8 protein-coding genes and 2 pseudogenes are annotated in these 14,627 nt (G+C 42.6%); 8 read left to right on the top strand and 2 right to left on the bottom strand.

Annotated elements, in window-relative coordinates; all coding sequences use genetic code 11:
* Window positions 1-116: 116 nt before the first annotated feature.
* On the bottom strand, window positions 117-1,607 hold the full coding sequence (gene ltrA, locus NXX38_RS01560) for a group II intron reverse transcriptase/maturase (RefSeq protein ID WP_258978446.1): 1,491 nt from the start codon (window positions 1,605-1,607) through the stop codon (window positions 117-119).
* A gap of 232 nt (window positions 1,608-1,839) precedes the next feature.
* A complete protein-coding gene (locus NXX38_RS01555; protein WP_167511788.1) occupies window positions 1,840-1,992 on the bottom strand; it encodes a hypothetical protein in 153 nt (50 codons plus the stop codon).
* A gap of 310 nt (window positions 1,993-2,302) precedes the next feature.
* On the opposite strand from NXX38_RS01555, the gene NXX38_RS01550 reads away from it, so the two are divergent.
* The 8 genes and pseudogenes from NXX38_RS01550 (at window position 2,303) to NXX38_RS01505 (ending at window position 14,549) form a co-directional block, all read left to right on the top strand.
* The gene (locus NXX38_RS01550) at window positions 2,303-2,623 is read left to right on the top strand and encodes a multidrug efflux SMR transporter (protein ID WP_074557503.1); all 321 of its coding nucleotides are present in this window, start codon (window positions 2,303-2,305) and stop codon (window positions 2,621-2,623) included.
* Window positions 2,624-2,804: 181 nt separating this feature from the next.
* A pseudogene (locus NXX38_RS01545) lies at window positions 2,805-4,350 on the top strand (histidine kinase dimerization/phospho-acceptor domain-containing protein).
* Between the two features lie 166 nt (window positions 4,351-4,516).
* Window positions 4,517-5,116 (top strand): RNA polymerase sigma-70 factor, encoded by a 600-nt coding sequence (locus NXX38_RS01540; protein ID WP_258978445.1) that lies wholly within the window; start codon window positions 4,517-4,519, stop codon window positions 5,114-5,116.
* A 35-nt stretch (window positions 5,117-5,151) separates the two neighbouring features.
* Window positions 5,152-6,168, top strand: a complete 1,017-nt coding sequence (locus tag NXX38_RS01535; RefSeq protein WP_258978444.1) for a FecR family protein — start codon at window positions 5,152-5,154, stop codon at window positions 6,166-6,168.
* Window positions 6,169-6,425: 257 nt separating this feature from the next.
* A pseudogene (locus tag NXX38_RS26855) lies at window positions 6,426-9,914 on the top strand (TonB-dependent receptor).
* 17 nt (window positions 9,915-9,931) lie between these two features.
* Entirely contained in the window at window positions 9,932-11,728 is a 1,797-nt protein-coding gene (locus NXX38_RS01515) for a RagB/SusD family nutrient uptake outer membrane protein (protein ID WP_258978439.1), read from the top strand.
* An 18-nt stretch (window positions 11,729-11,746) separates the two neighbouring features.
* Window positions 11,747-12,664: an endonuclease/exonuclease/phosphatase family protein gene (locus NXX38_RS01510; RefSeq protein ID WP_032853503.1), complete on the top strand. Its 918-nt coding sequence runs from the start codon at window positions 11,747-11,749 to the stop codon at window positions 12,662-12,664.
* Window positions 12,665-12,695: 31 nt separating this feature from the next.
* Window positions 12,696-14,549, top strand: coding sequence for a PQQ-binding-like beta-propeller repeat protein (locus NXX38_RS01505; protein ID WP_258978438.1), 1,854 nt, complete (start codon window positions 12,696-12,698; stop codon window positions 14,547-14,549).
* Window positions 14,550-14,627: the final 78 nt, after the last annotated feature.

Raw genomic sequence — 14,627 nt, 5'->3', positions numbered from 1 at the left:
AGAACTGTACGTGCGACTTTCACCGCATACAGCTCCGATAATTCTAAATTTAATTCTCATAAAATTAAATCGGCTCATAATCATCTTGCGATGACTTGTTTCCGATAAAGTTTTCTTCACGCACGTTGACGGGCACTTTTGAGTTTCCGCCTTTCGAAGTATTCGTCCCATGATGGGTCGAACGGATTGGCCTCGCATCTTATCTTTGTGTGTCGCTTGATTGGAATTTCTGTCAGTTGCTGTAATGTGAACTTATCCTTTATTTCTCCACATACATATTCAAAACCGAAAATCCAATTTCTGCCACCTTTTCGGATAAAATACTTCTTCCTTATCCATTTCCTTGACTTGTCGGTATGTCTGCGATATGACCATCTTTTAAGTTGATTTATTAAGATATGGTCACATCGGCAGAACACCTCCTTTGATACCACATGGCTGTAGTAGTTACCCCATCCCTTTATTATAGGATTGAGTTTCTCTATCAGCTCCTGCTGGGATGATGCCTTACCTTTGGTCAGCACAACCTCATGCAGCTTGTCAGTGAAACGTTTCTGACTTTTCTTTGACGGCTTTATTAACAATGTGCCGTTGTACTTCCGGACATTGAAACCTAAAAAGTCAAATCCGTCACTGATATGTGTTATCAGTGTCTTCTCATCGGATAGGGTAAGTCCTCTTTCCTTTAGAAAAACTGTCAACATTTCCTTTATTTCAAGTAACGTTTTCCTTTTGTCAGCAGTGACAATGAAGTCATCCGCATATCTTACGAGATTGACTTTGGGGCAGTAAAGTTTTCCATTGACATAACTTGCCTTGTACTTCTCTTTGAGCATCCTTTCCATGCCGTCAAGAGTTGCATTTGCAAGTGTCGGTGAAATAATGCCGCCCTGTGGTGTCCCTTCAATAGTCGGTTGAAGCAGTCTGTTGAATACAACTCCACTTTTCAGCCATTTTCTTAATATCTGCCTGTCGATTCGTACGTTATCGAGAAGCCATTCATGGCTGATATGGTCGAAGCAGCCTTTTATGTCTCCCTCCAATATCCATTCGGGAGAGCAATCCCTGCTTAGCCATCTGTGAAGCGCATCTATCGCATCTGCCGTACTTCTGAACTTTCTGAATCCGTAAGAGTTTGCATCCGCTTCACTTTCCGTTATGGGTTCCAATGCCATAAGATACAGTGCCTGCATGGCTCTGTCTTTCATGGTCGGTATTCCCAACGGTCTTGTCTTGCCGTTTGCCTTAGGTATGTTAACTCTTTTCAATGGGAGGGCTTTATATCCTCTCCGTGTCAAAGAACGTATAGCTTCTATTTTATTGGCATCGGTATCCCACTTTATGTGGTCAACCCCTGCCGTGCGTTTACCTTTATTGGAGGTCACTTTCCTTACTGCCAATGCCTTGGCTTCGAACGAAGTGACAAGCAGGTGCTGCAAGGCTTTAACCTTGTTGTACCTCTTTTCTTTATGAGCCTTTGCTATTCGGACTTGCAGCTTTCTGACCTTTCGTTCACATTTGGAGAAGTCAATGCTTTTCCATGTTGTGTTACGCTCGGCTGAAGATGCACACTCGGCTTTCGCCTTGCTCCTTTGCTGTTTCTTCATTTCGTTAAAGTTCTACAATCGTTTCACAAAGAATTACCCTGCGGAAGTCTGCCTGCTTTCGCATGAGGTGACGTTTAAACCTCTATCTTCCGCATTACACGGAAGCGTTCGCTTTCTCCGCAATCCTTTACCCGCACATCATTCGGCTTCTCTTGCGATTGGCTTACCTGCCCGATAAAGGACAGGAGAGATACGGGCTTACCAAGTTCCGTACAAGTAACTTACGACCGACTTAAAGTCCGCCCATCCACCGGCAGTGCTGCATCCGTGTAGTCCTGAAAAAGAGAGAACTATCCTGACTGCCCGCCATTTTGGCTATAGCTTGTAAATATCCGTAAGCTATTCTTTTGTTACGATGGTGCAGCGGTTCACATACGTTACTCATATCGGTCAGCCTAACAGCCTATACATTGGATATTTCTGCATAGAACCATATTGTCAAGAGGGCTTCGCACCAAACAATTACTCGTAAAGCACGCCTCTTTAGGCTACTGTTGACGGAACAACAGGTTCAGACATTATGCTGAACAATTACTTGTACGACTTCTTGTCGCACCATTTTCTGCAAAAATACAAAAAGTTAGATTAGGAAAGAGGAATTGTTCATACTCTTATGCAGTCATTTCTTATCAAATGTAAAGTGAAAGCTCCTGCTGTCTGCCTAATTTTGCAGTCTGATTTTAAAATAGAAAGATATGAATTGGATAATATTGATTATTGCCGGACTCTTTGAAGTCGGCTTCACTTTTTGTCTGGGTAAGATAAAAGGAGCAACGGGTGCTGACTTTTATTTATGGGGAGCGGGGTTTGTAATCTCTGTAACCTTAAGTATGTACCTGTTGGCAAAGGCTGCGCAAACATTACCCATCGGCACTGCATATCCTGTTTGGACGGGAATAGGGGCAGTGGGAACCGTATTGGTCGGTATTCTGTTTTTTCATGAACCGGTCACTTTGGGGCGTTTGTTTTTTATGACGACTTTGATTCTTTCAATCATAGGATTGAAACTGATGTAATTTGAAATGGACCGGTACGAAAGATATTACCACAACTCTACAAATACTAATCCTTTGGAGGAAAGTGCGTTTTAGTAGGAATTATTTTGGTTGATAGAATAAATTCATATATTGGCAGAATATATGGGCGTATCTCGCCGATAACTAAATTATTATTCTATTCACCATTATCGATTAAAAAATGAAATCTACAGATTCCGAACCCCAAGGAGTCGGTATGGAACAGGAACAGTATCGTACCCGGCTCGAGCAAATGATTGAAGAGAAGTCTAAAGACCTGATTGTCATTCAGGAAAATCTGGAAGTAACCAACCGACGGCAGGCATTGTTCATCAAGGTACTGTAAATTCTGCAACTGGAACCGGACATATCTACAGCTATGAATGTGGCACTTGCCGAAATTGGACGTTATACTGGTGTCGACCGTTTGGCAACGTGGGAGAATCATCTCGACGGAGTAACGTATGGCTGCACCTACGAATGGTGTAACGAGGATATCGAGTTTGCTATAGATTATCTGCGGAGTATGACCATTGAAGCGGGAAAATCCTGGTTCGATATGCTTGAAGAAAACCATATCATCTGTACGTCTGATATTTATTCACTTGATCCTTTTATAACTTAAATGCTCAAAGTGCAAGGCGTGAAGGTCATCGCTGTCTTTCCTTTGTCACAGTTGGGGGTGCATTTCAGTTTTCTTTCATTTAACTTCTGCTGGAAGAAACAATGGGATGAAAAAGATGTGGAATTGATGGGGCAGATTTTGCAGATTGTGTCTACCGCTACAAAGCGCTGGCAGGTCGAAACATCCCTGTAACAATCGCAGCGTACGATGCAAAAGGTATTGGACCATATCAATGCTAATATTTTTGTTAGCGATTATGAATCTCTGGAGGTGCTTTTTGCAAATAAACCTTTCAGGGAAGAAGCCGGGCAGGTTCCGGAAAGGGTGACATGCTGGAAAATGCTGAATGCGGGACTGGATGGGGCATGCACACATTGTCCGAAAATTGCCGACCGCAAACTCACAGGTGTTATCTCCATTCGCAAGCACGTGGGACTGGAACTGATTGAAGCGAAAGAGAAAGCCGAAGAATCCGACAGGCTCAAATCGGCATTTTTTGCCAATATGAGTCACGAAATACGTACTCCTCTCAATGCTATCGTAGGCTTCGCGGGTCTGCTTGCTGAAACTGATGAGATAGAACTGCTTTAAGCATATATGTCGCTGGTGCAGGAGAATAACGAGCTGCTGCTCAATCCTATTTCCGACATTCTGGATATTTCCAAGATTGAGGCCGGCACGATAGAACTTACTACCTGGTGGGTGTACCTCAACTTTGTCGGGAAGTGATTACTACTTTCTCACATAAGAAACATGATGGAGCAGTAGAACTGCGTTTTGACGAAAGTTTGTCGCAGATCGTGATTGATGCCGACAAGAACCGGATCATGCAGGTACTCTATAATTTCATGGCCAATGCTCTGAAATTTACCACCAAAGGATCGATCATCCTTTCTTATACGTTGAATGATGACGGCCAGGTGCGTTTTTGTGTAACGGATACGGGTAAGGGTATTCCAGCTGAACAGTGTCATGTTTGGTGAGGGCGCACAACGGCAGTGAGGTCATAGAGCTTTTTAACGCCGAAACTCCCGATCTCATCTTTATGGATATGAAAATGTCGGGTACAAACGGAATAGATACAACTATTCTGTTGAGATGAATCGGAGAGAATTTAAATATGAATATTAGCTTTAAGATGATATTAAAAGAATGAGATACTCCTGTGAAAGAGTGATTTCATTCTTTTTTCATTTTTATTTTTTCCTCTGATTAATTTGCATCTTTCAATATATTATCCGAATATTGCAGAGCAGAAAAAACAGATTATGATTCCAATCGATGAAAAATACATTATAAAAAAGTTGAAGGCTGGGGATAATGAAGCATATAAGTATATATATGATTATCATTATGTTGCTCTCTGTAAACTTAGTTATTATTTTCTGAAAGATAAGGTACAGGCTGAAAGTATAGTGAATGATGCCATTTTTCATCTGTGGGAAATCAGGGATAAATTAGAACTTGTACCTCCCTTACGGAATTACCTGATTGTAGCGGTGCGTAATAAATGCCTGAATTATTTAGCTCTTAAACAACAGGAGATGGAAGTACATTTCTCTACCATTGAACGGGCAGGCATTCAATTACAAAATATCATATCCGACACTCAACAACCTTTAGGTAACCTGTTAAAAGAAGAATTGGAGTCTAAAATTAAAGAATCTGTCAATAAACTACCACCGGTTTGCAGGCAAGTATTCATCATGAGCCGCTTTCAGGAGATGACTTACGAAGAAATATCACAGAAGCTGGGAATTTCCATCAATACCGTCAAGTATCACATTAAGAGTGCGTTAGTAGTACTGAAAAAAGAACTGGGAACTTTTTTATGTATTATTTTTGCTTTTTATCCTACCCTCCTATAATAAAAAACTGTAGTATATATAAAGGCACTATTTTTATGAATGAACAATCGCTACATACGGATACAGTCAATGATTGGATTATCGGCTATCTCACAAATAGTCTGACCCAGGAAGAAATGCAGTTGTTGCAGGATTGGCTGAATATTTCGGAAGAAAACCGAAAGTATTTTTCCGATATGCAAGAAGTCTGGATAGCCGCTTCAGACGAAGCCGATGAGTTGAACTTCAATAAAGAACAAGCTTATCAATTATTTTTAGAACATACCGGGTCCTCTGTAAAACGGCCGGAAAAACGGAAAGCATTTCACATACGCCCGTGGATGTATGCTGCTGCCATGGTTATTATTGTTTTTGTGTGTGCAACAATCGCTTTTCAGAGTGGAAAGAGAGTACTCCAAAACCAGTTGACACGTATTACTGTTGAGGCTCCTTATGGTTCAAAGACTAAGTTGTATCTTCCCGATGGGACGTTAGTTTGGCTGAATGCAGGTTCTAAGATGAGTTATGCACAAGATTTTGGCATCAATGAGCGTGCTTTGGATTTATCGGGAGAAGCCTATTTTGAAGTTACTAAAAATAAAGAAACACCTTTTAAAGTACACACAGAAGAGCTGGATGTAAAGGTATTAGGTACTAAATTTAACTTTCGGAACTATAAAGACGATCTGGAAGCTAAAGTATGCCTTCTGGAAGGAAAAGTAGCCTTGAACACTCTGCAAAAAGAAACGGTACTTCATCCGAACCAACAGGCATTATTGGATAAGAAGACCGGAAAACTATCTGTTTCTGCTACAAAAGCTATCCATAGTGTTGAATGGACAAATGACCGTCTTTATTTTGACGAAGTACTGCTTTCGGATATCATTAAAGAATTGGAAAGAAGTTATGATGTGAAAATAACCGTTGCAGATGACACTTTGAATACAATTCGTTTTTATGGAAACTTCCGTAAAAGAGAGCAAAGCATTCAGGAAATTATGAATGTATTGTCATCTACAGATAAAATGACTTATACCATTAATGGAAAAAATATTGTGATCACACTTCCCTAATGAACAAATGTTGAACCTTTAAAACTTAAAGAAATATGAAAAGCCATTTAGAAAAACATGATTAACCTCTCTTGATAGAAACATAAAAAGGTCAGGTTCCTTTTCCATCCCCTGACCTCTTGCCTTTCTATCTTAAAAGCCACAGTGACTTTAATTGATGAAAGCTTAGGCAAATATAAATAAATTCCTAAACTTCTCATCCTATTTATCAATTATTTATCCATTGACTTATGAAAAATAAGAAGAAAGTCTTTTTCATGGTCCTGCTCTTGCTATGCTTTCATCTGAGCTTATTTGCCCAGCATATCAGCTTGCAATTGAGGAACGTAACGGTAAAGCAGGCCATCGAAACAATACAGAAGCAAAACGGATATTCATTTGCATTTGCAGCAAGCGATCTGAATACAAAAAAGATTGTGACAGTGTTAGCCAAAGATTTGCCTATTGAAAAGGTTGTAGAACAAGTCTTGGCGGGGCAGGATGTCAGCTATACGATCCAGGGGAAAGATATTGTCATAAAGAAGAAAGGCAGTCAGCCCGTACAGCAATCCTCCAAAAAGTACACTATTAACGGAATAGTAAAGGATATGTCGGGCGAGCCGGTTATCGGTGCCAATATCAAAGAAAAGAATGGTACAACTGGTACGATCTCCGATATGGACGGCAAGTTTCAGTTGGCGGTCAGCGAGGGGAGTATTGTGCAAGTATCCTATCTGGGGTTTCTGACACAAGAAGTGAGCGTGAAGAATAAGAATTACTTGACGGTCATACTGAAAGATGATACGCAGACACTGGACGAAGTGGTTGTGGTTGGGTTTAGTACGCAGAAAAAGATAAACCTGACAGGTGCGGTAGAGAATGTATCATCAGATGTATTTGAAAATCGTCCGGTGGCTAATGTCACACAGATGTTGCAAGGAGCTGTCCCTAATCTGAATATTTCGCTTGCCGACGGTAAACCTAATCAGTCCGCTTCCATATAATATCCGCGGTGTGACATCTATCGGAGCGGGTGGTAGCGCACTGGTCTTGATAGACGGTGTAGAAGGCGATCCGGCCATGCTAAACCCGAATGATATAGGAAAGTGTGTCCGTATTGAAAGATGCGGCTTCGGCAGCCATTTACGGTTCACGTGCTCCGTATGGTGTTGTCCTGATTACAACAAAAGATCCGTCGAAGCAAAAAGATAAGTTTACTATCAATTATACGGGAAACTTCTCTTATGAGACTCCGTATGCTATACCGGACGTGGTTGATGATGGTTATGTTTGGGCATATTTGTTCCGTGAGGCAGAATTTAATTATCGCGGGATAGAACCTACCAGTATTAACAAGTCGCAACCTTTCTCAAAAGAATGGTTGGAAACTTTCCGGCAGAGAAAGTTGGCAGGCAACACATTGCAGGCAGCAGTTGGACCTGACGGAAAGTATACTTACTACGGGAATGAAGATTACTATGATGCACTTTATAAAGATCATACATTTGCACAGTCACACAATGTATCTGTCAGCGGTTCGAACGGGAAAATCAGTTACTACACTTCCGCCCGTTTGTACGATTACGATGGTCTGTTCAATTATAACTCGGACACCTACCGTACAATGAATATGCGTACCAAAATCAGTGCACAAGTATTCGACTGGTTGAAAATCTCTAATAACATAGACTATACTCATGATAAATATACGCAACCATTGGGTTATGTAGAGCAGAATGAAGGTCTGGTTTGGAAGGCGATCAATATGGAAGGACACCCGTCCGAACCTATCTTCAATCCGGACGGAACATTGACGCACTCCGGAGCACGTTCTGTCGGCGGGCTGGTGACAGGGGATAACTGGATAAAGCGTACAACAAAAACGTTGAAAAATACGACTACTCTGAATATTACAATGCTGGACAACAAATTACGTTTTACCGGAGACTTTTCTTTCCGTACGAGGGATTTTATAGAAGATAAAAAGACCACTGCCGTTCCATATAGCGATTATGAAGGAGTAATTAAATACCTCGGAGTACCGGAAACTGACGATAAAATGTCCGAAAAAGTGCAACAGACCACTTATATATCCACCAATGTATATGCTGAATATGAGAATACATTTGCAGGAAAACATTATTTGAAGGCTTTAGCAGGATATAACTATGAACAACAGGATCACAAAGCAATCTCTTCGGAGCGAAATGGCCTGTTAATGCCTGATGTGGAAAATATAAACTTTGCTATGGGAGATAATATGTCTATAAAAAGTGATGGTAACCGTTGGCGGTATGCCGGGGCATTCTTCCGGTTGAACTACTCTTATGATAATCGTTATCTATTCGAGGTGAACGGGCGTTATGACGGTTCTTCGAAGTTTCCCGACAATTCGCAGTGGGGATTTTTCCCTTCGGCTTCGGCAGCATGGCGTTTCTCGGAAGAGAAGTTCTGGAAAGTAAATCCTGATATTATCTCCAATGGAAAACTGCGTGTCTCTTATGGTGCATTAGGGAATAGCAATGTGAAGCCTTACTCTTATCTGGAGAAGTTTGCATTGAAGACTTATTCCACTACCGGCTCATCGAGCGAAGGTCGTTATCTTGACGGTAAGGCACAGTTGCGTTACACGCTCAATCCCGCTCAAATTCCTGATAATATCGGTTGGGAAACCTCACGAACCATTGATGCCGGTATCGATCTGGGATTTTGGAATAACAAGATTACGCTGTCTGCCGATTATTATGTACGTAAGACCGCTAATATGTATACGGTGGGTCCCACGCTTCCCGATACGTTCGGGGCATCATCACCCAAAGGAAACTATGCCGACATGAGTACCTATGGCTACGAAATTTCATTGGGGTATAATGATTCGTTTCGTTTGGCAGGCAAACCGTTCAACTTCGGCATTAAAGCAACCCTTGCCGACTATCACTCGGTGATAGACAAATATAATAATCCTAAACGTGATTTGGATGATTATTATGTAGGTCAGCGTATCGGTGAAATTTGGGGATTTGTCTGTAATGGATTATTTCAGTCACAGGAAGAAATTGATGCAGCCTTTGATGGAAAAGGCTACAAAAACAACCTGATGCAGACGTCTGTCAATTACATTACTTATCCGGGTGATATGCGCTTCGAGGACTTGAACAACACTGGTACTATTGATAACGGAGCCAATACGGTAGACTCACCGGGCGACCGGAAAATTATAGGGAAACTCCGAACCGCGCTACATCTATACCCTCTCGTTTAGTGCCGACTGGAATAATTTCTTCCTGTCAGCCATGTTCGATGGTGTGGGAAAACAAGACTGGTATCCCAGCGGTGAGAGTTCTTTCTGGGGACAGTATAACCGTCCTTACAACCAAGTCCCGGTGTGGCACTTGAATAACTACTGGACCAAAGACCGCCCTGATGCCTATCTGCCGCGTTATTCGGGTTACTATAACCCCTTATATAAAGGTACGGCTAATACACGCTACTTGCAGGATGTATCTTACTTCCGGCTCAAAAACTTGCAGTTTGGTTACAATTTGCCAAAGAAATGGATAGCAAAAGCCGGTTTCTCTAAAGTGTCCGTCTATTTCTCGGGAGAGAACTTATGGTCATGGTCTCCACTCTACCGTCACACGAAAGATTATGATGTGGCAGTGATAACGAAAGGTTCGGATAATGACCTGACTTCAGGTGACAAAGGAGACGGTTTCAACTATCCGACGATGCGGAATCTCAGTTTAGGAATATCGATCACTTACTAAATAGAAACAAATAAGATATGAAAAGATTAAGTAATATACGTAATATCCTGCTTCTGTGTGCAACGGTGCTGTTAGGTAGTTGCGATTTGACGGAGACGATGCAGGTGGAAGCTGACAAAGCAATGGTTTTCGGTAGTGAGTCCGGATTGCGCCTTTATGCCTATTCCTTCTATCGGGCGTTGCCGACCCTTTCCACTGGTTATCAGCAGGACGAAATGTGTGATATTGCCGCTGTCCGGCAGACCAATGTCTTTATTCAGCAAAACGCGTACAATTCGGAAACAGCTACCAACTGGTCGTGGGGAACCCTGCGGAACATCAACTATTTTATTGATGGTTGTCATTCGAAAGAGTGCACGGTGGATGCGGCTACCCGTGATAATTATCTGGGCATCGCCCGTTGGTTCCGTGCCTGGTTCTATTATGATAAGTTGACCCAATACGGAGAAGTTCCTTGGTTTGCCAATGAAATTCAGTCCTATCAGTATGATGTCATGTATAAAGAACGTGACAGCCGGGATATTATCATCAGAAATATGATTGAGGACCTTGATTTTGCCTACGAACATATTCAGGTAACTTCTTCCGTAAATAGCTCCACGCTAACCAAATGGGCTGCAGCCGCACTCAAATCCCGTGTATGTCTGTTCGAAGCCGCTTATCGCCGTTATCACAAACTTACAGGTTTGGAAATCACTCCCGAAGAACTCTACCGGCACGCTGCCAGTGCAGCCAAGTTGGTAATGGATAACAGCGGACTTTCATTGAATACGGCAACGGGTACAAAAGGAGCTTACCGCGATTTGTTCTATCTGGAAGCACCCATAACATCTGAAGTAATTCTGGCGGTATGTGCCAATAGTGCATCCGGAATCTACGGTACTCAAAATTACTGGTATAATTCACTTTCGTATGGTAAAGGCTGGAGTCTGGTTCGTCCGTTCGTTAATACCTACCTGAAACTGGATGGTACTCCGTTCACTTCCGAAACAGGCTATGAAACCAAGAACTTTGTGGAAGAGATGAAGAACCGCGACCTGCGTTTGGCACAAACCATCCGCGGACTGGATTTCAAACGTGACGGAAAAGCTGTGGTAGCTGATATGACGGTTTGCCTGACCGGTTATCATGTGATTAAGTATTCTCTCGATGATACGAAATACGATAACAATGAAAAGAACAACAACAGTATTCCGCTGTTGCGCTATGCCGAAGTGCTACTTAACTATGCCGAAGCGCAAGCCGAACTGGGCGGGCTTACTGATGCCGAATGGAATACTACCATCGGAGCTCTGCGTCGACGTGCAGGAATTACAGGTGGAACGGAAAAGCTCCCTGCAACCGCAGATTCTTATTTGCAGCAGATGTTTTATCCGAATATCACAGATCCGGTCTTGCTGGAAATCCGTCGTGAACGTGCCATTGAATTGGTGGCCGAAGGTATGCGGTTCGATGATTTGCGCCGTTGGAAATGCGGTGATCTGATAGAGGAGCTGCCTTGGACAGGAATGCACATCAGCGCATTGAATGTGGATATTGATTTGAATGGCGACGGAACTCCTGATTGTTACTTTACTGACAACGGTACTCAGTCGTCCAATAAAGATTGCAAAACAGTGAATGTAAAGAATGAAACAGGACTTTATGCCACAGTAAATGCGGCAGGTGGATACGATTTAAAGTATAATCCCGGTACGGGAAACCGCGTTTGGTATGATGATGACCGTCAGTATCTTTATCCTGTTCCGGCGCAGGTAATCCGCGACTATGAGAGTGCCGGATATAAACTATCACAGAACCCCAATTGGAATTAAAATATAAAAAGATTTAGTATGATGAAATTTAACCAGATATTGCCTGTAATTGCTATCTATGTTGTAGCGTTAGGCGGATGCAGTAATACTACTCCTGATTATTCGGAATTTTATAAAGATCCTGAAACGGTGAAAGAGGAAGATCCGTCTCTGGATGACAACCAGATTAAAGTTATGTCGTTTAATATCCGGTATTACAATACCAATGATACGGGGGATAAGTCATGGGATGCCCGTACGGCAGCTTTTATTCCGATGATTGAAGAGCAGAAACCAACAGTGATCGGTATGCAGGAAGCACGTCCGCCACAGTTGAAGTGGTTGGAAGAGAACTGGAAGGATTATGGATATATCGGTAAAGGACGCCGTGCCAACAATGCCAACAATGATGAGTTTGTTCCCATCTTTTATAGAAAAAAGGCTGTTGAACTTGTCAAGTGGGATTGTTTCTGGCTTTCCGAAACTCCTGATGTACCGGGGTCTCAAGGTTGGGATAATACAGTTCCGCGTGTGGCAACGTGGGCAATCTTCAAGCACATTGCTTCCGGCAAGAAATTCTTCTTTATCAATACGCACATTGATGTAGGCTCTACCATCGCTCCGGGCAAGTCAATGGAAGTCATTGTGAATAAAATGTCGGAACTCAATCCGGAAGGATTGCCCATGTTGCTCACTGCCGACTTTAACAAACAGATTGACAGTGATATCTTTAACGGAGTTAAAACATTCATGACGAATGTCCGCTTATCGGCTCCGGTCACAGACTCGAAATACTCTTATACCGGATTTGGCACTGCTAATCCTTACATTGTGGATCATATCTTTTGTACAGGCTTTAAGGCGTTGAAATTCGAGACAATAGATAAGGTATATCAGAATATCACTTATATTTCAGATCATTATCCTATCGTCGGTAAGTTGGAATACGTGAAGTAATGAAACGATCATCTAAAATTACAGAAACGCAATGAAAAGAATCATATATTTATTGATAGCTGCTGTCGGCCTGTTAGTGGGGTGTAACCCTGCAGAAGAGGCATGGGTGCAGGCTGGATTCACTACAGATAAAGAATCCTATGAGATTGGTGATTTGATTACCCTAACGAATACGTCGACAGCGGAGAATGCCCAGATTGCAGTCTGCAAATGGGAATTTATGGGTAAGGTGTCCTATGAACTGGCTGCTCCCGAACCATTTAGCGTGGAAGAGGGCGGAGACTATCTTTTTCGTCTGACTGTTACCTCGGATCACGGTTCAATGAAATCAGTATTTGAAAAGACAATTAAAATAATAGACGACGGTATTCGCCCTACGGCAGATTTCAGCTGGCTTCCCGAACAAATTGTAGCGGGTGAGGAAGTGGTATTTACGGATCAGTCGAAAGCGGCGGAAGGATGTGAGATTATTAAGAGAGAATGGACTTTCGGTGCTATCCTTTCAACGGAGGAAAATCCGACAGTGACTTTCGGTTCGCATGGGAAAATAAATGTATCGCTGACGGTAACGGACAATAAAAAACGGAAAGATACTAAGACTGTCACAGTTGATGTAGCCAAGAGTGCCGGTAGCCTTGGGGTATTATGGGCTCACTCTTATGATGAACAGGGAGTGGTAGTTGGCACTTCTCCGGCAACAAGTGCGGATGGTGAGTATGTTTATGTTTCTTCCAGTAATTATAATCTGGTTTGTTTCACCAAACTTGGTGAACGGGTTTGGGGATTTGATTGCGGACAAAACAATGAACCGAATCGTGGCTCCGACTATCAGCATCCGACCCCTACGGTGGATTCCGATGGAGTGGTTTATGTGGCTGTCGGAGATAACACTTCCAAAGCGGATGCGGCTAAGTCTGCCAGTCTTTATGCGGTGAAAGGTGGTGCGGATGGTGGAACGCAGAAATGGTTTACTTCGATTGGTGCCAAATCGAGTATGCGTCCTTTCGGTGCTCCGGTTGTTACGGATCGGTATGTGATGATTCTGACAAATTCAGCTCCGAGCACGGATGGTATGCATTTCCGTATTTATGATAAGACATCCGGTGTGCTGCAATATGCAGAGAAGACATCTTCCGGAAGTTATGGCGGTTGTGTGGGATTAAAAGATGGCAGGGTGCTTGTCAACACAGGTCAGAGTGGAGGCCGTTCGTATGGTACACACATCTTCTTCCCGAAAGGCAATAGCTGGAGCAAGTCGACCAATGAGCAAAATTATGCTCCGAATGACCAGCCTAATGGTAGCCAGATCGCTGTCGGTGCGGATGGAAAAGCATATATCCTTTGCCTTAATTTGGGAGCCCGCATATCTATCAATGAGACCAAAGCATTAGTCTATTGTTATGATACCAAGAAAACGACCGAAGGTAATGTTTCGGCTCCTGAATGGTACACTGCTGTCAAAGGGGAAAATAAACAAACCGGTTATGGCTTGGTTGTTGATGGAAATGGGGTTGTGTATGTAGCTACTGACAAATATATTACTGCTATTTCCTCTACAGGCTCCGTTCTATGGGCAACGGAAGTGGCAGGCACTGCTTATGGTGTTCCGGCTATAGATAATGAAGGTTATATCTACTATAATGATACGGAAAAAGGTTCTTTGGTGAAGCTTGAGCCGGCTACAGGAAAAGCAATTGCTTCGCTCCAACTTGGAACTGGGTTGCAATCTTCTCCTACCATATCTGCTGATGGCATTATCTATGTGACCGGTATGCTGGAAGGAAAACCAACTCTATTTGCTGTTGAAGGCGCAGCGACAGGTTATGCAGCCAATGCGTGGTCGCAGATGGGCGGTAATCCGGGTAAGAGCGGATATATGTATTAGTTTTTTTATCCATACAGACTTTTAGTTAGCATGTTTCTTTTTTCGTCGGAGCGGGTTTTGCCTTGCTCCGATGAGAAA

The sequence above is a fragment of the Bacteroides sp. BFG-637 genome, assembly GCF_024793605.1.
GTDB lineage: Bacteria > Bacteroidota > Bacteroidia > Bacteroidales > Bacteroidaceae > Bacteroides > Bacteroides vicugnae.
This window is presented reverse-complemented; position numbering and strand designations above follow the sequence as displayed.